A 21,204-nucleotide genomic window follows, 5' to 3' on the forward strand; every position below is an offset into this window, starting at 1 on the left:
CATTCGATCCGGCGGCGAGCCGGGACTCCCCGTCGTGATCCGCGCCAAGGATCCCCTGCAGCCGCCCCGCATCGTCTACGGCGGCAATACGGCCAACGTGATCGACCTGCGGGCGGATCACGTGACCATCCGAGGGCTCGCCATCGGGCCCACCCAGCGGGAGGTCGACGGGATCAGGATATTCGCCCGGAGAGGAATCACGATCGAGGACTGCCAGTTCAGCGGGCTGGGCGGGATTGCCGTCGTCGCCGACCACAATTCCAGTCAGGGGCTCACCGTCCGCCGAAACGACATTCGCAACTCGGAGTCGACGGCGATGTATTTCGGCTGCCACGATGGCTTTACCTGCGTGGCGACCGACCTCACCATCGAGGGAAACTACGTTTATACCGTGCGGGCGCCCGACCCCGAGATCGGCTACGGCATCCAGGTGAAGCTCAACTCGAGCGGCGTCATCCGAGGCAACATGGTCCTCGATACCAAGGGGCCGGGGATCATGGTGTACGGCGCGTCGGACACCAGCCGCGGCTCATTGATTGAGGGCAACGTGGTGATGGGATCCGTTCGGTCTTCGGGTATCGTTGCCGGCGGCGGGCCGGCGGTGATCCGCAACAATGTCTCGGTTGGGAACGCGATGGCCGGCGTGAGCATCGAGGACTACGCTCGACGTGGGATGCTACGCGCCGTGGTGGTCGCGCACAACACTCTTTATCGAAACGAGCAGGGGGCGGTCACGGTCGCTCGAAGCGGACACATCGACGTCACCGTGATGAACAACGCCGTCCATAGCCGCCCGGGGAGTCCCATCTTGCCCGAGCCTCAACCTGGTCTCCGCATGACCGGGAACATCGACTGTCGAGCCGTCGTCTGCTTCCTGAATCCTGAGGCCGACGACTTCTCGCCGCTCCCCGGGGGACCTTTGATTGGGGCGGGGACCGTTCTGGCGACGTCTTGGACGCCCGCCCGGGATCTCTTCGGCGCCCCACGGCCCGTCCCACCCAGCACCGGTGCCATCGAAGGGCTCCACGGCTCCATCCGACTCGCACCCAGGCCCTGAACTCCGAGGGGACGCAAGGAATCCGTCTAGCGAAAATCCTTGGCGTTGATCCCGTGCTTGTCGAGCAGCCCGTGCAGGGTGGGCCGGCTGACCCTCAACTCGCGCGCGGCTTGGCTCACGTTGCCACGGTGTCGGCTGAGTACCTCCACGAGCGTCTGGCGCTCCACGCGCTCGCGCGTGTCGCGGAGCGAGCCGGTCTGGGCGGGCTCCGCTGGCATCAGGTCAAGATCCGACGGTACGATCACACGGCCCCGACTCATGATGACGGCACGACTCACTCGATTCTCCATCTCGCGCACATTACCGGGCCAGCCATGTGCCATTATGGCCTGGATCGCGTCCGGGCCAAATCGCACCCGGCGGCGATGCTCTTGCCCTGCGCGCTCGAGGAAGCGGTTCGCGATGAGCAGGACATCCTCACCGCGCTCGCGAAGGGGCGGCAGATCAATGGTCACCACGGAGAGGCGATAGTAGAGGTCCTCCCGGAAGAGACCCTGCTGCAGGTGGCTCTTGAGGTTCCGGTTGGTCGCCGCGATCACCCGAAGGTCCACTGCGATGGGCTGCCGTCCGCCCAACCGTTCGATCGTCCGCTCCTGGAGGAATCGAAGGATTTTCACCTGGAGATGTACCGGGAGCTCCCCAATCTCATCGAGGAACAGCGTGCCCCGATTGGCGAGCTCGAACTTGCCCTGGCGCTGAACGTGCGCGCCGGTATAGGCGCCTCGCTCGTGGCCAAATAGCTCTGACTCCAGAAGGGTCTCGGGAATCGCCCCGCAGTTGATGGCGACGAAGGGGCCATCCTTTCGCGCGCTCCGGCTGTGGATGGCGCGGGCAATCAACTCCTTGCCGGTGCCGCTCTCCCCCTCGATGAGGACGGTGGCGTCCGTCTTCGCCACGCGCAGAACCACGGCGAAGATCTCTCGCATTCGCGGAGTGCTCCCGATGAGCTCCTCGAAGCGGATCGTGCTCTCGCGGGCCTGCGCGGCTGCTTCTCCCTCGCGGCCCAGGTCAGCCAGATAGGCGGCGCGGCGCAGCACCACCTTGTATTCGTCGAGGTCGATGGGCTTCAGATAGTAGTCAAAGGCGCCCAGCTGCACAGCGCGGAGCGCGTTCTCCCGGTCGTTATTGCCGGTCACGACCACCACCTTGGTGGTGGAAGACGCGCGGAGGATCTCGTCGAGGGTCTTCAAGCCTTCCTCGGCTCCGTCGGCATCCGGCGGCAGGCCGAGGTCCAGGCTCACCACCTGCGGTTGCACCTCGTGGAAGAGGGCCACGGCCTGCGCGCGATCTTCCGCAAACCAAAGGGTGTAGTCGTCACGGAGGGCGTACTTCACTTGGGTACGGATGCTCTCGTCGTCGTCCACGACCAGAAGCTTCGGTTTGGTCATGCGCGTGGTCTCCCTCGTGCCCGCCGCTAGCGGGGCAGACTCCCGAGCAGGGTCGGGTAGAACACCCGAAGGAATTCGGCTTGGCGGGCGAGCACGGCCTGATCCTCCTCGCCGGCCTGGACAGGAGAGGCTATCCGGATCAACGCCCCCTCAGACCTGCCTCGCACCAGTCGATTGTACAAGAGGCGGGCCCGATACCCATGATCGCTGGCGACGGCCACGCCGCCGATCTCGTACCAGTACAGAAGGGCATATCGCTGGCCGCCCGTCTCGATGAGCACGAGATTTGCCCGAAGGCCCGCGCCGGCCGCGGCGCCCAAGGGTAGCGTGACCTCACGCTCGGAGATCTGGGACCACCCTCCCCCGGGGAAGACGAATTCCCGGGCGGCGGCACGCCGAGACTCGTCCTGAGAGGGGAAGTACTCCACGAGCACCCACTCGGTCTCCGTGCCCCGGGTGTAGCCGCGCGCCAACCGGAGTGGCGCCCGCCCGTCGGATCGCAAGACGCTTTCCGGCGCCTCGTGCGTTTCCGCCCATCCGACGGGCACGGGAAGGGCGTCGAGTCGACCCCGCAGCGGAGTCTCCGCGGCACCGTTGGGCATCCCGACCGCGATCCCGGTGGCCACCAGCAACGCCAGGGCACTCAACGAAAAGACCGTCTCCCGCCTCATGCCGAGCGCCCTCGGACGGCGCGCACCAGGATCGAGTCCAGGATCATCAGCAGAAAGAATGTGAAGAGAAAATTCACCGTGCCGTTGAACATATGGTAGCTGGTATGGAGCGTCCAAAGCCCGATCCAGTAGGCCGCCGCCGCCGTGCTGGTGATTCGCACGATGTTGGCGCCGATCGCCAGGGGCAGCGTGGCCACGATCAAGGTCAGACGGAGCCAGGTGGGCCGCTGAGCCACCGCCGCATACGCGACGCCCAGCGACAGGAGAGCGGCGATGGCTGGGATGCTGCTACAGGCGTCGGCAACCTCCAAGTTCACGTTCGGCAGATGCAGCAGGACGCCGTCGTGATAGACGGGAATGCCCATCAGTCGCAGGAGCGCGGCGGTGGCATCGGCATCGAAGAGGCGAGATCGATACGTCACCTGCTTAACCGTGCCCCACGGAAGCGGGATCATGAAAAGCAGGTACACGATACCGGGCCAGGTCTGACCGGTGATGCGACCGCCGGCGAGGAGGAGCGAAAGCCCCAGCAGCAGAGGGACGAGGGCGATCCTCGCCATGAAGGGCTCGTTCGCGCGCATGCCCAGCGTGAACACCAGCAGCCCGGCAATCAGCACCGGAAAACCCCATGCCGTCGGCGTCAGGGGAAGCGCGCGAATCCGCTCCCGCCGAGCCCAGATGAGATAGCCGGCAATGAACGGAATGGCGAACCCGTGAGAAAGGTTTGGGAACTTGGTCCACTCGTAGACGAGGGTGGGCACGAGAGGCACATAGAGGGCCAGTGCCGCGACCCACGGAGGCAGAAACCATATCCACGTGGCTCGATCGCGTAGCGCAGGGGCCGCGGTGGTCGCAGTCGTCATGGCTTGGCTTCACCCGCGCCATGCCGCGCGAGGGGCAGGCGCAGGCGGAACACGCTGCCCATACCTTCGCGGCTCGTGACCTCGATTCTCCCTCCATGGGCCTCCACGATGCCCTTGGCCTGATAGAGGCCGATGCCCCAGCCCCCACTCTTCGTGGACTTGAACGGCGCAAATAGCGACTTCTGGATGAACTCCGCCGACATGCCACACCCGGTGTCCGCCACTTCGCATACCACCGCCCCGGCCTCTTCGTAGCTTCGCACGGTCACCGTACCGCTGCCCTTCATGGACTCCACCGCGTTGGTCACGAGGTTTTGGATAACCTTGAGCAGCGCCTCGGCGTCGCCGGGTACGGTCGAGATCGCGCCGAACTCCTTCACGAGGCTCACGCGCCCGCCATCGAGCGGCCGCGTCGCCTCCAGGGCGAGCGCCGAGAGATCCACGGGGTCGGTACGCAAGCGCCCCGCTTCGGGCGCCGCGGTGAGGCGGGCGAGGAGCATCTTCTGGCGGTCCACCGTCCGGGAGAGGGTCTTGAGCGCGTCCTTCTGGAACTCGGGATCATCGAAGTGCTGCAGCGCGTTCTGGCTGAGCATCGAGAGCGCCGCCACCGCGTTCTTGAGGTCGTGGATCACGAACGAGGTGAGCCGATGGAACGCTTCGAACTCGCGCGCCTGGGCCAGCGTCTCGGACAGGCGCGCGGTGGTGATGGCGCCGGCGGCCTGCTCGCCCACCGTCATGAAGAACTCGAGGTCCTCCGCGGTGAAGGGATTGGCCGCGCGCTCCGGCCCCACCAGCATGAGCCCGACGAGGTGGTCTGACCAGCGTAGAGGCACCGCCACCGCCCCTTCTCCGAGCAGAGACCCCGGGGGCTCCTCTCGAAGCGCCCCTGACAGCAGCACCGGTTGCGTTTCGCCAGCGAGCCGGGCCGGGAGCGGCGCGCTGGGCTCGAGCACGGTAGGAATCCCCCCCAGCTCTACCTCGCCGGCGAGATGGAAGCGTCCGCCGTGGGCCTCCGCGAGGTACAGCGCGCCGCGTGCGGAGCCGGCGGCCTCGGTAACTCCGCTGATGAGCTCCGGCCCCAGCTCGTCGAGGGAGATTCGCGAGCCGAGGCGCTCGGTGAAGCGGAGCCACTGCTCCCGGTAGTCGTACTTCGTCCGATAGAAATGTCGCGCGATGAAGCGCTTGAGCCGCCAGCGCACGTTCTCGGACAGGAGCACCGAGCCCAGCGCCAGCGCAGAGACGAAGATCAGGACCGAGCTCCACAGGAGCTCTTCGGGAATGCCCAGGTAGTTCAAGAGCCAGCCGAGCGCCCCCACGACGAGCAGATAGCCGCCCAGCGCCACCACCACGAGCGAGCGATAGACGAGGTCGCGGGACACCGTGACCTCGGAGCGGAGGAACCGGGTCCGGATGAGCGAGGCACCGACCGCCAGATTCCCGAGCACCAGCGTAGCGGCGGCCGTGGTGAGGTACACCCCCAGCAGCACGTGGAACAGGAGCATCTGGCTGAGGAGGAAGAAGCGGACGAGGAAGACCCCGCCGAGGCCGACCACGAGGTACTTCATGCGCCAACGATCCTCGTGGCGTGATCCCCGGAGATAGGTGTCGAGCGCGCCGAGGAGCGCGACGGTGACGATGAGCTGAACAATGGTGGAAATCTGGCCGACCCGATCAAGCTGCGCGGCGTAGAAGGGAGCCGGGATATCCGGGAGCCTGAAGGCCGGCTGGGTCGCCACCGCCAACGCGACCCCCCCGAGCGCCAAACCCCCCGCGCCATGGCCGAGCCTCAGCGGCGTCGACCACCGCGCCGCGACAGGCGCGAAGAGGCTCACCACGAACACGCCCCACGGCACCAGGAGCCCCAGCGACGCGACCTGATGGGCGCGGAGCCAGAAGAGGCGATCCTCGACCTGCTCGGTCACTGTGACGAGGGCGAAGGCGGCGCCCGCCTCCGCCGCGAAGCCGACCATGCCGAGTACGAAGCTCCACTTCGTCACGGGGCGCGAGGCGCCGAAGGCCGCGCCCAGAGCCAGCAGCAGCGCGGAGAGCGCCGCCGCGGCCAGGGTCACGCCGTGGACGGAGGAGCCGAAGGTATCCATCAGGCGGCGCCCGCCAGCGCGCTCACGTGCGCGTCCGCCACGCGGGAGATCACGTAGCGATGCTTCCCCGACGGGCTCGCGACAGAGTCCGCCACCTCGACCTCGATGCGTGCGCTGCCCTCGAAGAGCCCGCCGATGCGGGCGGCGATGGCGACGCGTGCGGCAGCGGGCAGCTCCCCCGCCGGCACGACGCGCACCCGGACGTAATCAAGCGCCTCCTGCACCACCTGGAACTCGCGCACGCCGGGCGCGTCGCGCAGCACGTAGATCACGGCAAGCGCGTGCATCAGCTTCCCCGAGGGCGTCACGAGGAAATCGGTGCGGCGCCCCTCCACGCGCGCAAGCCGCGGGAGCCCTCGGCCGCACGCGCACGGTGTGGGCTCCAGCGCGCCGATGTCGCCGGTGCGGTAGCGGATGATCGGCAGCGCGTACGATTCCAGGTTGGTGAGCACAAGCTCGCCGGAGGTCTCGCCGGGCGCCGCGGGCAGCACCTCGACGTGCATGCCCTCGGCGGCGATGTGGAGGCCGCCGGCGGGGCATTCCAGCGCCACGAGTCCGCCGTCACGGCAACCATACTCGACGGCCACGGGACTGTGGAACGCTGCGGCGATGGCCGCGCGCTGGAAATCGTAGAGGGGCTCGGCAGTGGTGAAGACGGCGCGCGGCGCGTCGGCCGGGGGCAGGCCGCCGGTGCGATCGAGGTATCCCGCGAGCAGGGCGAGGGCGCTCGCGTAGCCGTAGAGCTTCCCGGGGCGATAGGCCCGCACCACGGCGGCGTAGCGGGCCAGGGCGGGCTCGCCCAGGTCGAACGCCGAGAGCAGTCGCGAATTCAAGAACCAGTCGCGCAGGGACCGGAGGCGGTCTTGCCGGCCCAGCTCGATGGGCGAGCCCCAGAGCGCGACCTCGCGGGTTCCCATGTCGGCGCCAAACCAGCGGTGGGCGCGCAGACGCGCGGCGTCGGTGAACGCCGAGCGCTCGCGGTCAACGAACACGGTCACGGGCGCCCCGGTGGAGCCGCCGGTGCTCAGCCGCTGGACACCGCGCAGAGGCGTCCGCGGCTGAAGGTCGACCAAGCGCTCGCGGAGAATGTCCTTGGTCAGGGCAGGCACACGCGCGAAGTCGTCGAACGACTGGACGCGCGCGGGGTCGATCCCATGCGCATCGAGCAGACGACCGTAGTAGGGCACTTCACGATGAGCCCAGGTCAGATGCCGGCGGAGGCGCTCGAGCTGCAGCGCACGCAAGGCGTCCGGCGTGAGCCACTGCGTGCGCTCGAGCTCGGCGAGCTTGGCATGCGTGGGCTTCCCCTTCAGGCGCTCGTGCAGCGGGAAGACCACACGGTTGACCAGGACCGGGTGCATCAGCGACGCGCCTCCGCCTCCGGCTCCGAAAGGCCCGTCAGCGCCCCCTCGGGACCGAGCACCCGCCGGAACTCGTCGAGGACTCCACGCACCGCGCTGTCCCAGGAATGGGCCTGGGCGTGGGCAACGAGGAGATGTGGGTCCCACCGCCGCTCCAGGCCCTCCCCGATCGCCGCGGCCAGCGCGCGATCGTCCTGCGCGGGCACGAGGATGCCCAGGCCCTCGTGGCTCACGATCTCGGCGTTGCCGCCGACGCGGGTGCTCACCACCGGTGTCCCACAGGCGAGCGACTCCAGCAGCACGTTCGCCCAGCCCTCCGAGCGGGTAGCGAGACAGAAGAGGTCGGCGGCAGCCAGCCACGCTGCGATCTCGTCGTGGGGCCGCTCGCCCACCAGGCGCACGCGGTCCGACACGCCGAGGCGCGCCGCCGTGCCTTCGATGAGCGGGCGCGCCGAGTCGCCGGCCCGGTCGCCGCCCACGATCACGTAGAGGAGATCCGGGAAGCGCTTCGCGAGCGTGGGAAGCTGGGCGACCACGCGATGGTGGCCCTTACCTTCGTTGAGCCCGCCCACCGAGAGGATGATGGTGCGGTCCAGCGGCAGGCCGAGCGCCCGCCGTGCGTCCGCGGGCTCGCGCGGGACGAACACTTCGGCGTCCACGCCGTTGGGGATCACACGGATATGCTCGGCGGGGACACCGAGTCCGGCCGCGACCTCCTTCAGCGACTGGCTCACCGCGAGGACGCGCGCCGCGCGGCGCATCGCCCAGCGAAGCTGGGGGCGGTGGAGGGGATAGTGGCGCAGTCGCACGATGCTCCCGCGCAGTGTGATCACCACCGGCACGCGGAGGAGCCCGCCCAGCAGCGCGGCGGCGACGCCGTCCGGATAGGCGAAGTGCGCGTCGATGAGGTCGAATGGGAAGCGCCTTCGGAGCCGCAGCAGGAAGGGAAGGAGGCACGCCGCGTAGAGCATGCCGTCGCTCCACTTGGCGTAACGCGGCACGCAGAGGACGCGGGGGTGATAGACGCGGAAGCCCTCCTGTCCCTCGGTGGAAGGCACGCCCGCCCAGTGCGGGCGAATCCAGCTGTTGCCGGGGAACCATGGCACCGGGGCCACGACGGACACGTCGCAGTGCCTGGCAACCCGGCGCATCCGCTCCGCGACGAACACCCCGAAGGCGGGCTGCTGAATGTTCGGGAACACCGTGCTCAGCGTGAGGACGCGCATGTCAGTGGGCCCCCGCGAGGGCAGCGCCGGTCAAGCTGCCGTAGAGGTCCACGTAGCGCTGGATGATGTGCGGCCAACGCCGCTCCTGGATCATCGCCTCGCGCGCGCGGTCGCCGATGCGGGCACGGGCGCCGGCATCGCGGGCCAGGCGCGTGAGCGCATCTACCAGGGCCTCGCGCGACTCCGCGGGGACCAGCACCCCGGTGACGTCATGCTCGATCAACTCGGAGAGCCCCCCCAGGTCGCTAGCCACGACCGGGCGCGCCATCGCCATTGCCTCGAGGGGTTTGAGCGGCGTGACGAGCTCGGTGAGGCGCATGCGGCGACGCGGGCACACGAACACGTCGGTAATCGAGTAGAAGTCGCGCACCTCGGAGAACGGCACCTGACCGGCGAAGATCACCGCGTCCCCCAAGGGGGCGGCGGCCGCCCGCAGCGCAGCGTCTTCCTCGCCCCCGCCCACGAGGAGGAGGCGCGCGCCGGGGACCCGCTCGCGGACCGCGGGCAGCGCGCCGAGCAAAAAGCGCAGGCCTTCGTAGTGGTAGAACGACCCGATGAAGCCCAGGACCGGGCCGCCGTTGAGCCCCAGTCGTTCGGCCAGCGCATGCGATCGCTCCACCGGCCGGAACCACTCGGTGTCCACGCCGTTGGGCGCAACCCGGATCCGCTCGGCAGCGACCCCGCGTTCGATCAGCTCCTGCCGCATCGCCTGCGCGATCGTGACCACCGCGTCGGCGCGCTTGAACATGAACGTCTCGAGGGCGCGAGTGACCCGGTAGCGCAGGGAACCCTCGCGCGTGGTCCCATGGTCCACGGCCGCGTCTTCCCAGAAAGCGCGGGCTTCGTAGACCACGGGGATGCCAAGCCGCCGACTCACCCACAGCGCGGGAAGACCGTTCAGCACCGGCGAGTGCGCATGAATCACCCGCACGCGCTCGATGCGGGCGACGTCGCGCACGCGCCGGGCGAGACGCCACATGAGGCCGATCTCACGCGCGAGCGGGACCCACCCGTTCCGGCGGCCCGGCGTGCGGTAGTGCGGGATCCCGTCGCGCTCCTCGCGAAGAGCGGGCGCCGGCCCGTGCTTGGGCGAGGTTACGACAACGGGCCGCAGCCCGGCCGCCTTCTGGAACACCACGATGTTGCGGCTGCGCGTGCTGTACCCGCTCATGACGGGCAGAGAGTGGTCCAAGACGTGCAGGACAGTCATGCCGAGCACCTCAGCGGTGACACGAGCTGCGCGACCGCACCGACGTGGAATAGGTCGCCGGATCCCTTCGCCTCCCCCGAACCGATCGGTTCGATCGCCGCCTGAAGCTTGGCCGGCCCAGATAGACCGAGATCCGCCAGAAGCCCGATCGCGCGACCCCGGAGGGCCGCACTCTCCCGTAGCCAGGCGTTCCACTCATCGTAGCGCTCTTCGATGACCGCCCGGGTCTTGAGGGGAAAGCGGATACCGTATGAACGAAAGCTCTTGGCCCAGCGATGCGCCAGCGGGGAGCGCCGCAGCGGCAGGAGGGACTCCGCATACGGTATGGCTGCGTAGGCGGGAAAGTGCTTCCGGAACAGCCGGACGTAGAGTTGCCGGAACGCGGTGTAGCGCGGCGCGATCGTCCAGGTCGCCCGCAAGAGCGCATTGTCGCAGAAGAGGGGGTAGGCCACCCGTACGAACCGTCGGCATAGAACGCCCTGGTTGATCGTACTGTGCAGGGCCTTCTGCATGAGCTTGAAATCCCGGACGGCGACCGCGACCGATCCGTCAGGAGGCGCCATCTCACGGAGAACCGTCCAGATGTCTTGCAGAATGGTCGGCCGCTGTGCGGTCAAGAGACGGACGACATCGCCATCCGCGTGGCGCGCAAGCCAATCCGCAGCCCCCCGGTCCACGAGGCTCTCGTACAGTTCCTCCACAAGAGCCTCGAAGCCCACCTCCCGGACTCGCCGATCACCCAAGCGGTTCGCCAGCTGCATCCAGCGCTCGGGCCGGGAGAGGAACCGCCCGACATCATAGAAGCTCCCTCCGAGCAGCACATCGCCGGCGTACCCGTCGAGAGCTGTGTCAAGGCCATCCTGGCCAATGCGCCGAGCGGCCAGGTATCGCGAGGGGAACGCCGGCGGGCCACTCAGACGGAGCATCTCGTCGATCGAGGCCGACACCTGGCTACCCGGAAGGGGAACGTGGGTGAAGGACGCCCCTCGCACCGACGCAACTTGCCGCGCCAACATCACGTCGGCGAACTCGCGGGGGCCATAGCTATAACAGGGCAGACGCGCGGCATCGGGCCAGGCGGCCAGTATCAGACGCGAATCCATCCCGCCGCTCAGGAGGAGGGCGTTCCCATCTGATAGTCCGGCGACGCGGCGACAGGCCGTCCGCGTCAGCTCAGCGATCTGGTCGATGTCGGGACGGCGATCGGCGGGCCCCAGACGAATCGGGCTCAGATCCGTCGCCGTGACGGAGAGCCGGGCACTCGGGTCATCCCACTCGAGGGTGCACGCTGGAGGCAGCCGCCGCATCGCCTTCGAGTAGTAGCGGTCGCCTACGGTGTGCCCCAAATATACCAGCTCGGCGATCGCGGTGAGATCCGGCTCTCCGGTGACCAGGCCACACGCTGTGGCAAGGTACGGGGCGGTGGCCACCACACATCCGCCTGGCACGGGCGCGTAATAGAGCGGTATGGAGCCGACGCGATCGTTGGCCACGGTAAAGACGGTTCGGTCGAGATCGAGGGTCGCCACGTTGAACGAGCCCGCCTCGAGCATCGCGAGCGCCCGGTCGAGCCCGACGGACTCGATCAGTCGCACCAGCTCTCCCCGCTGTACGGCGGACGCACCGGGTCTGTCCGTCACGACGTATCCGTCCAGGGCGCACCCGAGTCGACCGCCGCGGCTCCACTCGATCACGGCCGCCCCTTCGGGTCTCCGTGGAGACAGGAGCGCGAGGCTGACGGCCCGGCCGTCGGTGTAGAAGTCGACCTCGGCGGGGGCCACCTGCTCGATTGCCGCGAGCATGCGCTCCCGCGTCAGCTCGAGCGCGGCGGACCCAAACCCGGCGAAGAGACCGTACATGTTCCGCTACTCGCGTCCCGGCGCCATGGAGCGCCGCGCGACGAAGAGGAACGAGTGTGCGGCGGCATTCCCGAGCGGGGGAACCGTGTCCAGAATCGCTCGCACGGGTCGCGCCTCCAGCAGGTCCTCCATCCAGGGCGTCTGGCGCGGAGGCAGCCGAAGGGCGGGCTGGCAAACGAAGCTGAGGCCCGCTGCGGCCAGCCAGCCTCGCACGTCGCGCGGCGGATACGAGCGGACGCTGGTGGGCCAACCGCTCAGACGCGCCACCATTCGCCGCGCAATCGCGACAGCGCCGCGCCCGTTGAGCGCCTCCACCACCAGCACCCCCCCGGGGCGCAGTACGCGGGTCATCTCGGCGATGGCGCGCGCGGGGTCGGAGAGAGCCTGCAGCACGCCGATCGATACCACGAGGTCGAACATCGTCGACGAGAACGGAAGCCCGTAGGCCTCGCCCGCGAGATAGGTACCCTTGCGGCCAGGGTCGGCGGCCATGGCCCGCTGGAGGCTCGGCACCGAGTAATCGAGCCCCACCGTGCGATAACCAAGCCCCGCGAGGAGACGCACGTAGGTCCCGCCACCGCAGCCCAACTCGAGGGCCCGTGCGCGTTCGGGCAGGCCAAGTCGCGGCACCAAGGCGGCGAACGTCGCCACGCGCCGCCGCAGGCCCGCGTCGGACCAGCCCGAGATGCGCGGCTCGTCGTCGAAGGCCGTCGCGAAGCGCTCGAATCGCGCCCGCCATTGGGCCTCGAACCGTCCGTCGTCAGAGGGCGTCCTCATGGCGTGGACAACCCATCGATGAAGGTGCGATGCCACAGTTCCAGCATGAGAAGCGCCCAGAGTGAGGACGCGTGATTGCCCACACCGCGCTGATGGCGATCCCACAGGGCACGCACCTGCTCACCCCGTACATATCCCCGCCCCAGCGCTCTAGATGACAGGAGGAGATCCTGGGCCATCTCCCGCAGCTCGCCCCGCAGCCAGCCGGCCAGCGGAATCTCGAAGCCCTGTTTGGGCCGGTGCACGGCGGAGGCGGGTACCCGCTGGTCAAGGTGCCGCTTGAGCAGATACTTGGAGACACGCCCTCGGTACTTCCACTCCGACGACAGCGACGCCGCGAACTCCACCACCTTGTGATCGAGCAGCGGAGCGCGCACCTCGAGCGACGAGGCCATACTCATCCGGTCCACCTTGACCAGGATGTCGTTGACAAGCCATGTCTTGAAATCTACGTAGAGGAGCTGGCTGAGCGGGTCGAGATGCCACACCCGCTCGAAGTGCCTTGCGAAGCCGGTGAACGAGTCGTGGCCGCCCAATGCCCGCTGGAACTCCGGATGGAGCAGCGCGGCCTTGTCGGCTGGCCGCAGCAGGGAGAGGTCCGAGAAGTACGCGCGCTCGAAGCTGGTGCCGAGATTCTGGAGGAAATACCTGGCCCGCAGCGGCCGCGGCAGCCAGTCCGCCTTGGGATAGATGCGGCCGAGGGGCCCCAGCACGCCGGCACGCGCCCAGGCGGGCAGGAGACGGCGCAGCCGTGACTCCCAGCGATTGAGCCCGTAGCGGCGTTGATACCCTGCGAAGATCTCGTCGCCGCCGTCACCGGACAGCGCCACCGTGACCCGTTCGCGGGCCGCCTTGGCGACGTAGTACGTCGGCAGGGCCGACGAGTCTGCGAAAGGCTCGTCGAGGTGCCAGGCCAGGCGCGGGAGGATCTCCGCGGCCCGCGCCTCCACCAGCACCTCGTGGTGCTCGGTGCGGAGGGCCTCCGCCACCGCGCGGGCATGCGGCAGCTCGTTCCAGCGTTTTTCGGTGAAGCCGACGGCGGTGGTCCGCACCGGCTGGTCCGAGAGACGAGCCATCGCCTCCACCACCGCGGTGGAGTCCACACCGCCGGACAGGAAGGCACCCAGGGGAACATCGCTGATGAGCCGTACCCGCACCGCGTCCGTGAACACCGAGGCGAACTCTTCCAGGGCCTGCGACTCCGTCCGCTCACGATGCCCGTCACACGGCACGTCCCAGTACTCCGTGAGACGAATCTGGCCTCGCTCCCACACCAAGTAGTGGGCGGGCGGGATCTGCTGAACGCCCTGGAGAATCGTGGCGGGAGCGGGGACGCACCCGAACGAAAGATAGTCGTCAAGCGCCTCGGCGTTGATGCTGCGCTTGAGCCCGCCGTCCTGTAGGAGCCCCTTCAGCTCAGACGAGAAGGCCAGGTGCTCCGCGTCGTGCGTGTAATAGAGCGGCTTCTTGCCCGCCCGGTCCCGGGCCAAGAGAAGGCGACGATTCCGATCGTCCCAGAGGGCGATGGTGAACATACCACGGAGGCGCGCCACCCACGCCGGGCCGTACTCCTCGTACCCATGCACGATGGCCTCGGTGTCCGATTTCGTGGCGAACCGGTGCCCCTTGCTGACGAGCTCGTCTCGGAGCTCCTGGAAATTGTAGATCTCGCCGTTGAACACCACCGCAACCGTGCCATCCTCGTTGAACATGGGCTGGTCGCCGGTGGAGAGGTCGATGATCGACAGGCGCCGATGGCCCAGGCCCGCGCCCCGGCCGAAGTAGAACCCATCGGAGTCGGGCCCTCGGTGCACCATGGTGGTGGTCATCCGGCGCAGGAGCTCCTGCGACACGGGATGGCCCGGATCCGTGTGAACGATGCCGGCGATCCCGCACATGTCAGCGGTCTCCCCGCCCGGCGGCGTGCAGCGGCGTGAAGCGGCCCGCCAGCTCCGCGTCGAAGACATACCGGTCGAAGCCGCCTGCACGGCGCAGGTAGCCCGCGTCCAGGCGATTCAGGGCGAGAAGATCCGCGCCCGTTGCGTTGTCGCCCAGCTCGGTGGTGACGGCGGCGAGGACGCCGGCGTCGCGCAGGAGCGCCTGGATGGGCTCCGTGACTCGCCCGCGGGGATAGGCGAAAAGGCGTGCGGGCCGTCCCAGCTCGGAGGCCAGACGGTCGAGGCTCTCCACGATCTCACGGCGCGCGTCCGTGAGGGAGAGCTCGTCGAGGAACGCGTGCGAGACCGTGTGCGAGCCGAGCTCGACTCCGGCGCGCTGCATCTCCCGCGCCTGATCCCAGGTGAGCAGATCGTCCCCGCCGAGCGCCACACCCGGAGCCGCCGCGAGAAGTGAGGCCACCGTTCCCTCGCGCTCGGCCCGCCCGAGCGCGTTCAGGCTCCGCACGATGCCGCGAGCCACCAGACCCGCGGACGCACCCGCGCGCAAGGACGCGAGCTGGGCGGTGAGCCACTCCGGCAAGCGGTGCGCAGGGGCGGAGGTGGACTCGCTCAGGCGCGCTACCGCGTGAGCGACGGCGTCCCACCAAAAGGGGGCACGCCGGTCGAGGGCACCAGTCACCACGAAGACCGTCGCGGACACGTCGTGCTTCTTGAGGATCGGGAACGCGTGCCGATAATTATCCCCGTAGCCGTCGTCGAACGTCACCGCCACCGCGCGAGCGGGGAGCTCGCCTCGCGCGAGACGCTCCGCCGCCTCCGCCAGAGGGAGCGGGGTGTAGTGGCGCGCCAGGTGCGCCATCTGCGCGTCGAACTCGTCTCGCGGCATCGCCATGGGCGGTAGCGCGTAGTCTTGCGCGGCGCGCACGGGCAGGACGCGGTGGTACGTGAGCACGACGAGCCGCTGCGACCCCGCCCCAACGCGTCGCCCGACCACGCGGGCCACGGCGGACTTCGCGCGTTCGCGGCCGCGGAGGGTCGTCCGCAACCTCCGGCGGCCGATCAGATCCTCGTAGCAGTCCTCGTAGGCTGTCACCATGCGACCCATGGCGTGCTCTGATTCCACGAGGGCTCGGCCCGCCGCACCCTGCGCCTTCGCGAGGCTCGGGTCGGCGAGCAGGTCCACGAGCCGGCCAGCCAGCGCCGACGGGTCCCGCGGCGGCACCAGATAGCCGCTGATGCCGTCGCGTACCAGCTCGGGATTGCCGCCCACGTCGGTCGCCACCACCGGCCGGGAGGCAGCCATAGCCTCGAGGATGGTGTTCGACATGCCCTCGAACACCGAGCTGTTGACATAGACGTCCGAGAGAGCCAGGAGGTCATTGATGTCCTGACGGACGCCCGGGAAGAGGACCATCGGCCCCACGCCGAGCGACACCGCCAGGGCTTCCAGCTCCCTCTGGTTGCCGCCGCCCCGCTCCCCGCCCACGATGACCAGCCGCGCCTCCGGGCGCGCCGCGCGCACGCGCGCGAAGGCCCGGATGAGGGTGGGATAGTCCTTCACCGGTCGCAGTCCCCCGACGCTCATTATCACCCGATGCTCGGGCGCCAGGCCGAGCGTCTCGCGGAGGGCCTCCACCGGGCCCGGACGCGCGAAGCCGTCGAGATCCACGCCGTTGGCGATGACGGACACGCGCTCGGCGGGCACGTCCCATACTGTCACGAGCTCGCGTCCGAGATCGCCGGACACTGCGATCAGACGCGACACGTGCCGGGCCAGCCACCGGCTGAGCCGGATCTGGCGCGCGGACGGCGGCTCCGCCTCCCGCCCGTGGAGCCCGTGCACACGGAGCGGCACGCGCGCGAGCGCGGCGGCGGCCACCGTATAGAAGAATGTCTGCCAGTTGTGTGAGTGGACAATATCCACACGCTCCCGCCGGAAGCAGGCAGCCAGGCGCGGGACGAGGCCAAGGTTGCGCCCGGCCGCCTTTCGCAGTTCGCGGACGGGGACGCGGGGGTCGAGCACGGGGCGTGTCTCGTCCCGTTGGAAGGCGAGGCAGCAGATCGAGGGCGCGAAGCGGGCGGCGTCGAGCCGATTCACCTGCTTGATCACCCCATGCTCCATACCCGAGAGGGAGAGCACGTTGACCACGTGCATGACGCGGATCGGGGTCCTCACGCGACGCGCACCGAGCCCGAGCGCGGCCGGGCGCCCTCACCAGGGTGCCGACGCAGCTCGCCGAGCACGGTCCGCGCCATCCCGAGCATCACGGCTAGCGTCATGGCGGGATCGCGCCAGGAGAAGAAGTCTAGAGCCAGGCGATGGGTGCCACGCAGCACCCTCGCGTAGGACGCGAGGAACGCCCAGGCCGAGTACTGCCCACGCGCGATGGTGGCGGCCGCCGAGCTCAGGTCTCCGGGATACCGGAAGGGCTCGAAATAGAGGGTGCGCCGCGGGCGGGGTGGCTCAACGGGCAACCCTTCGAGATCGGCGTAGTAGTGCCATGCGAGGTCAAAGTTCGCCTTGGCCAGGACGGTCGAGAACCCGGGAAGCCGCGGATTGATCTCCGTGAGGTAGAAGCGTCCGTCGGCGGGGGAGCGCATCCAGTCTAGGTGCGCGAACCCCTGCCAGCCGAGGTGCGTCAGCAGCCGCTCGGCGAGCGCCTCGAGTGGAGGGTTGGACACCACCTCCCCAGCGTACATGCGGCTGCCGAAGGTGCCGTCCCGGTTCATGTTCGTGCGGACCTTGCGCAAGGAGAGAAAGCCCACCGGCCGCCCATCACGCCGGTAGAGCGTCTCGACGCACCAGATGTCGTCCACGGCGCAATCGATCCACGCCTGCAATAGGATGCGCGGCCGCCGGGCCTGATTCTCGGGGCGGGCCGCTAGCTCCCGCATACGAGTCACCGCGCTCGGAAGATCGTCGGGCCCCGCGACCCGCACGTATGCGCCGCCCGCCAGCGTCGTGGCTTTCACCACGAGGGGATACCCGACCGCGACGGCCACCCTATGCGGATCGGCCGACTCCTCGAGGAGCCGGGTGACGGGAGTCGGTATCCCCAACTCCGTGACAACCTGCGAGCATGTCAACTTGTCGAAGCCGCGCTCCAGTGTGTCGGGCGGCGAGATGCCAAGCCGGTAGCCGGCGGCCGCCAGCGTGTCCCGATTCCCGGCCAGCACACGGGCGGACACGTCGTCCGACGGGAAGAGCACGCCGCGCTCGGGAAGATTCAGCAGCGTCGTCATGATCCCCTCCGCGTCCCCGAGGGGCACCTCCGGGACGCGGCGCGTCACGTAGCGCGAGTGGAAAGTCGGGCAATCCGGCTCGCGGCTGAGCGCCACCAGCGGCACGCCGCGCCGACCCAGCGGCGTCACGATTCCCTCGATCGCGCGGATGTCGGCGTCGAGGAGGATAGCCGGAGTCAGGCTCATGTCGCGTCAAGCCACCGACGCGCCCACTCCTCCAGACACAGGAGGGCCCAGATCTGGGACGCGTGATCCCGAGTCGCGGTGCTGTGCTCGTCGAGCAGCCGCGCGATCTCGGTCGGCTCCAGCCAGCCGCGCTGCCGGGCGCTCGCGCTCAACAGGACATCGCGCGCATACCCCTGAAGTTCGCCTCGGAACCAGGACTCCAGAGGCACGCCGAAGCCCATCTTGGCGCGTCCGAGCAATTCGGGCGGGAGGTCGGGGGCCACCGTGTCGCGCAGGATGCGCTTGCCAACGCCGTCTCGCAGCTTGAAGCGTGTGGGCATGGTCGCCACGAACTCCATGAGGCGATGATCCAGGAGCGGGACCCGCGCCTCGAGCGAGACCAGCATACTGGTGCGGTCCACCTTGGTGAGGATGTCCTCGGGCAGATAGGTGCGCACGTCGAGATACTGGAGCGTGGAGACGTAGTCGGGCGGGTGCCCTTCGGCGGCCACTTCCCGAAACCACGCCATGCGGGAATCCGTGCCCAGCCGCGCACGCGTCTCGGTGGTGAGGAGACGGCCCACGGACCGGGTCCGGTGGGCGGTCATCATCCGAAAGTAGCGGTCCACCGGCGACTCGCCGCGAAGCTCGGCATAGCGCTGACCCCAGGCCCCCGTCGGGAGCAGGCGACCCGCCGCACGGAACACCGAGCGTGCGAGGAGACCGGGCATACGATCCAGCCGCTCGTGAAGGGCCTGGGCGCTGGCGTAGCGCCGGTACCCCGCAAAGTTCTCGTCGCCGCCGTCGCCGGACAGCGCCACGGTGACGTGCTCCCGTGTGATCTTGGCCACGTAGTAGGTCGGCAGCGCGGAGGAGTCCGCGAACGGCTCGTCGAACTGCCAGGCGAGCTGAGGCAGGATGTCGAGCGCCTCCGGCTTCACTACGAACTCGTAGTGATCGGTGCCGTAGCGCTGGGCCATCAGCCTCGCCCACTTGAGCTCGTCGTAGTCGCTCTCCCCGAAGCCGATGGAGAACGTGCGCAGCGGGGCCGCGCCTCCGCGCGCCATCATCGCCACCACCGTGCTCGAGTCGAGGCCGCCGGAGAGGAAAGCCCCGAGGGGGACGTCACTCACCAGGTGGCTCTGGACCGCGTCCTGGAGCTGCACGCGCAGCTCGGCTCCCCAGTCGGCCTCGCTGCGTCGCTCGTCGGGGACGAAGCGCAGATCCCAGTACCGCTCGACCCGCGGCTCGCCACCGTCGACGTCGAGCACGAGGACCGACGCGGGCGGGAGTTTACGAATCGCCCGGAAGATGGTGCGGGGACTCGGCACATAGTGAAACGCCAGATAGTCCCCGAAGGCTTCCCAGTCGAGGTCGCGGGGCACGGTGGGATCCTGGAGCAGGCTCTTCAGCTCGGATGCGAAGAGGAGCCGGCGCCCATCCCACGTGTAGACCATGGGCTTGATCCCGACGCGGTCACGGGCGAGCACCAGCCGGCGCCGGTGCCCGTCCCACAGCGCGAACGCGAACATCCCGCGCAGGTGCCCAACGCAATCGACGCCGTAGGCCTCATAGGCGCGCAGCAACACCTCGGTGTCCGACGTCGTGACAAACGTGTGGCCCAGGCCCTCCAGCTCGCGCCGCAGGTCGCGGAAGTTGTAGATCTCGCCGTTGAAGACCACGGCGATCTGCTCGTCGGCGTTGAACATCGGCTGGTCGCCCGTAGTGAGGTCGATGATGGCGAGCCGTCGGTGGCCCAGCCCCACGGGCCCGCGCACATAGACCCCCTGGCCGTCCGGCCCGCGGTGCGCGAGCACGCCGGTCATGGAGGCGAGGAGCGCCTCGTCGACGGGGGCACCGTCCGCGCGAAGGAGTCCCGCGATGCCGCACATGGTCAGGCCCTCGGCGGGGCAGGCCGCGGCCGCGAGAGCGGTAGCGCGCGCGACGGGGCGGAAGCGGGTGCAGGTAGCGCGGGGCCCCGAGGAGGTACCCGCACGGGGCCCCGAGGCGGCACGCGGCCCGGTACGACCACGGGCGCCGCCGGCGCCGCGTGCTCCTGAGCCAGCGCCTCCGCCACGAGGACCTTCAAGAGCGCGGTGATGGCGATGAGGTGGAAGAATAGGTCGAAGTACGACATGCTCAGGAACGCGCCCACGATCAGAAAGCCGAGAAGGCTGACCTCGATCATCTGCGCCATGTCGTGGTGCAGCTTGAGGGCGGGCCTCCGGCGGGTCTGGGACATGATGCGGCGAAGGGCGACGAGGCTGCTGACGATCACGCCCATGTAGAGAGCGAAGCCGAGGAATCCGTGCTCGGCCATGACCTGGAAGTAGATGCTGTGGGCGTCCTGCACGGTATTCCACTTCTCGTCCGGGGAGTAGGTGAGGTACACCGCCGGTGAGAACGGACGAAACCCTGCCCCGAAGATCGGATAGTCCTTGGCAAGGCGGTACGACACGAGCCAGGAGTTCAGCCGCATGTTGGCCGATTTGTCCCGCTCGTACGTCTGCACGGTGCCCATGCGGAGGAGCCACTGGTCCGGGAACACGGACTCGGCGATCGCCTGGCCGAACAGCGCGGCGACGATCGCAAGGGGTATGATGAGCAGCCGCATCTTGCTCTTGAGGAACATGAGGGGCATGATCACCGCCAGCCCGAGCACGGCGCCCCGGGAATACGTGAAGAGCACGGCGACAACGCTGAAGCCCATCACCACCCGTAGCCCCGTGCGTGCCCAGTAGCGGGGCTCATGGCGGCTCAGGAGCAGCAGGAGCGGGATCACCATGACGAGGGCCATGCCGATCTCGGTGTTGCCCGCGATGAAGCTCTCGGGCGGCCCGAGCACCTTGTTGGCCCCGCCCGTCCCGATGGCCCAGATGCCGCCCTTGAGACCGAAGAAGCCGATCGACAATGCGATCACGTAGAGGAGTATTCGGACGCGCTCCACGTCGCGGAAGAGCGTCATAGTCACAAACGTGATGAGCAAGATCTTGGAGACTTTATCGAGTTGATCCCAGGCGTCCGTCGGCTGGAGCGCGCCGAATGTCGAGAGCACGAAGATCGCCCACAGGGTGACGAGGAGGTAGACCGAAAGGGTACGGGGTAGGGGCCGGCGCTCCTTGCCCGCGAGCAGCACCAGCCCAGACAGGGTGGCGAGCGCGACCATCAAGGCCCAGGGCTGACTGTACGCAAAGTCCCAGGTGAGGCGATGGGGATTCATGTAGCCGATCCATGACCACACGAGCACGCCAATCCAGGGACGAAGGAAGCAAAATGGCAGCGAGCCCAAAATCGCCGCCGCAACGATGACATCCCGGTAGCTCACGCTGTTCCCCTAGCCTGGTCCATTCCTGTTAAGTGCCCATCAAAACTAGCAAACGCCGTGCC

At 68.6% G+C, this 21,204-nt stretch carries 15 protein-coding genes; 1 reads left to right on the forward strand and 14 read right to left on the reverse strand.

Features of this window, described 5'->3' with window-relative positions; genetic code table 11:
• Positions 1 to 1,057, forward strand: a 1,057-nt coding sequence (locus VFX14_20295; GenBank protein ID HEU5192036.1) for a right-handed parallel beta-helix repeat-containing protein, incomplete at its 5' end; no start/stop codon positions are given.
• Positions 1,058 to 1,083: 26 nt separating this feature from the next.
• On the opposite strand, the gene prsR is transcribed toward VFX14_20295, so the two are convergent.
• From prsR to VFX14_20365, 14 genes are read right to left on the reverse strand one after another with little or no spacing between them, the layout of a single operon-like run.
• A complete protein-coding gene (prsR, locus tag VFX14_20300) occupies positions 1,084 to 2,445 on the reverse strand; it encodes a PEP-CTERM-box response regulator transcription factor (GenBank protein ID HEU5192037.1) in 1,362 nt (453 codons plus the stop codon).
• Between the two features lie 26 nt (positions 2,446 to 2,471).
• The gene (locus VFX14_20305) at positions 2,472 to 3,116 is read right to left on the reverse strand and encodes an EpsI family protein (GenBank protein HEU5192038.1); all 645 of its coding nucleotides are present in this window, start codon (positions 3,114 to 3,116) and stop codon (positions 2,472 to 2,474) included.
• The gene (gene xrt, locus VFX14_20310; GenBank protein HEU5192039.1) at positions 3,113 to 3,979 is read right to left on the reverse strand and encodes an exosortase; all 867 of its coding nucleotides are present in this window, start codon (positions 3,977 to 3,979) and stop codon (positions 3,113 to 3,115) included. Before xrt ends, VFX14_20305 begins: the two co-directional genes overlap by 4 nt.
• On the reverse strand, positions 3,976 to 6,078 hold the full coding sequence (gene prsK / locus VFX14_20315; GenBank protein ID HEU5192040.1) for an XrtA/PEP-CTERM system histidine kinase PrsK: 2,103 nt from the start codon (positions 6,076 to 6,078) through the stop codon (positions 3,976 to 3,978). The genes xrt and prsK overlap by 4 nt, the downstream gene beginning before the upstream one ends.
• The gene (locus VFX14_20320; GenBank protein ID HEU5192041.1) at positions 6,078 to 7,439 is read right to left on the reverse strand and encodes a phenylacetate--CoA ligase family protein; all 1,362 of its coding nucleotides are present in this window, start codon (positions 7,437 to 7,439) and stop codon (positions 6,078 to 6,080) included. Before VFX14_20320 ends, prsK begins: the two co-directional genes overlap by 1 nt.
• Positions 7,439 to 8,665: a glycosyltransferase gene (locus VFX14_20325; GenBank protein HEU5192042.1), complete on the reverse strand. Its 1,227-nt coding sequence runs from the start codon at positions 8,663 to 8,665 to the stop codon at positions 7,439 to 7,441. Before VFX14_20325 ends, VFX14_20320 begins: the two co-directional genes overlap by 1 nt.
• 1 nt (position 8,666) lies before the next feature.
• Positions 8,667 to 9,875, reverse strand: a complete 1,209-nt coding sequence (locus tag VFX14_20330) for a TIGR04063 family PEP-CTERM/XrtA system glycosyltransferase (protein HEU5192043.1) — start codon at positions 9,873 to 9,875, stop codon at positions 8,667 to 8,669.
• Complete coding sequence (locus tag VFX14_20335) at positions 9,872 to 11,734, reverse strand: asparagine synthase-related protein (protein ID HEU5192044.1); 1,863 nt, start codon at positions 11,732 to 11,734, stop codon at positions 9,872 to 9,874. The genes VFX14_20330 and VFX14_20335 overlap by 4 nt, the downstream gene beginning before the upstream one ends.
• A 6-nt stretch (positions 11,735 to 11,740) precedes the next feature.
• Positions 11,741 to 12,511, reverse strand: a complete 771-nt coding sequence (locus VFX14_20340; protein ID HEU5192045.1) for a class I SAM-dependent methyltransferase — start codon at positions 12,509 to 12,511, stop codon at positions 11,741 to 11,743.
• Entirely contained in the window at positions 12,508 to 14,409 is a 1,902-nt protein-coding gene (asnB, locus tag VFX14_20345) for an asparagine synthase (glutamine-hydrolyzing) (GenBank protein HEU5192046.1), read from the reverse strand. Before asnB (VFX14_20345) ends, VFX14_20340 begins: the two co-directional genes overlap by 4 nt.
• Position 14,410: 1 nt before the next feature.
• A complete protein-coding gene (locus VFX14_20350; GenBank protein ID HEU5192047.1) occupies positions 14,411 to 16,585 on the reverse strand; it encodes a glycosyltransferase in 2,175 nt (724 codons plus the stop codon).
• On the reverse strand, positions 16,582 to 17,838 hold the full coding sequence (locus tag VFX14_20355) for a hypothetical protein (protein ID HEU5192048.1): 1,257 nt from the start codon (positions 17,836 to 17,838) through the stop codon (positions 16,582 to 16,584). The genes VFX14_20350 and VFX14_20355 overlap by 4 nt, the downstream gene beginning before the upstream one ends.
• The gene (gene asnB / locus VFX14_20360) at positions 17,835 to 19,709 is read right to left on the reverse strand and encodes an asparagine synthase (glutamine-hydrolyzing) (protein HEU5192049.1); all 1,875 of its coding nucleotides are present in this window, start codon (positions 19,707 to 19,709) and stop codon (positions 17,835 to 17,837) included. The genes VFX14_20355 and asnB (VFX14_20360) overlap by 4 nt, the downstream gene beginning before the upstream one ends.
• 2 nt (positions 19,710 to 19,711) lie before the next feature.
• Positions 19,712 to 21,142, reverse strand: a complete 1,431-nt coding sequence (locus VFX14_20365) for a putative O-glycosylation ligase, exosortase A system-associated (protein HEU5192050.1) — start codon at positions 21,140 to 21,142, stop codon at positions 19,712 to 19,714.
• Between the last annotated feature and the right edge of the window lie 62 nt (positions 21,143 to 21,204).

The sequence above is a fragment of the Candidatus Methylomirabilota bacterium genome (genome assembly GCA_035764725.1).
In the GTDB taxonomy this organism is placed as follows: Bacteria; Methylomirabilota; Methylomirabilia; order Rokubacteriales; family CSP1-6; genus DASRWT01.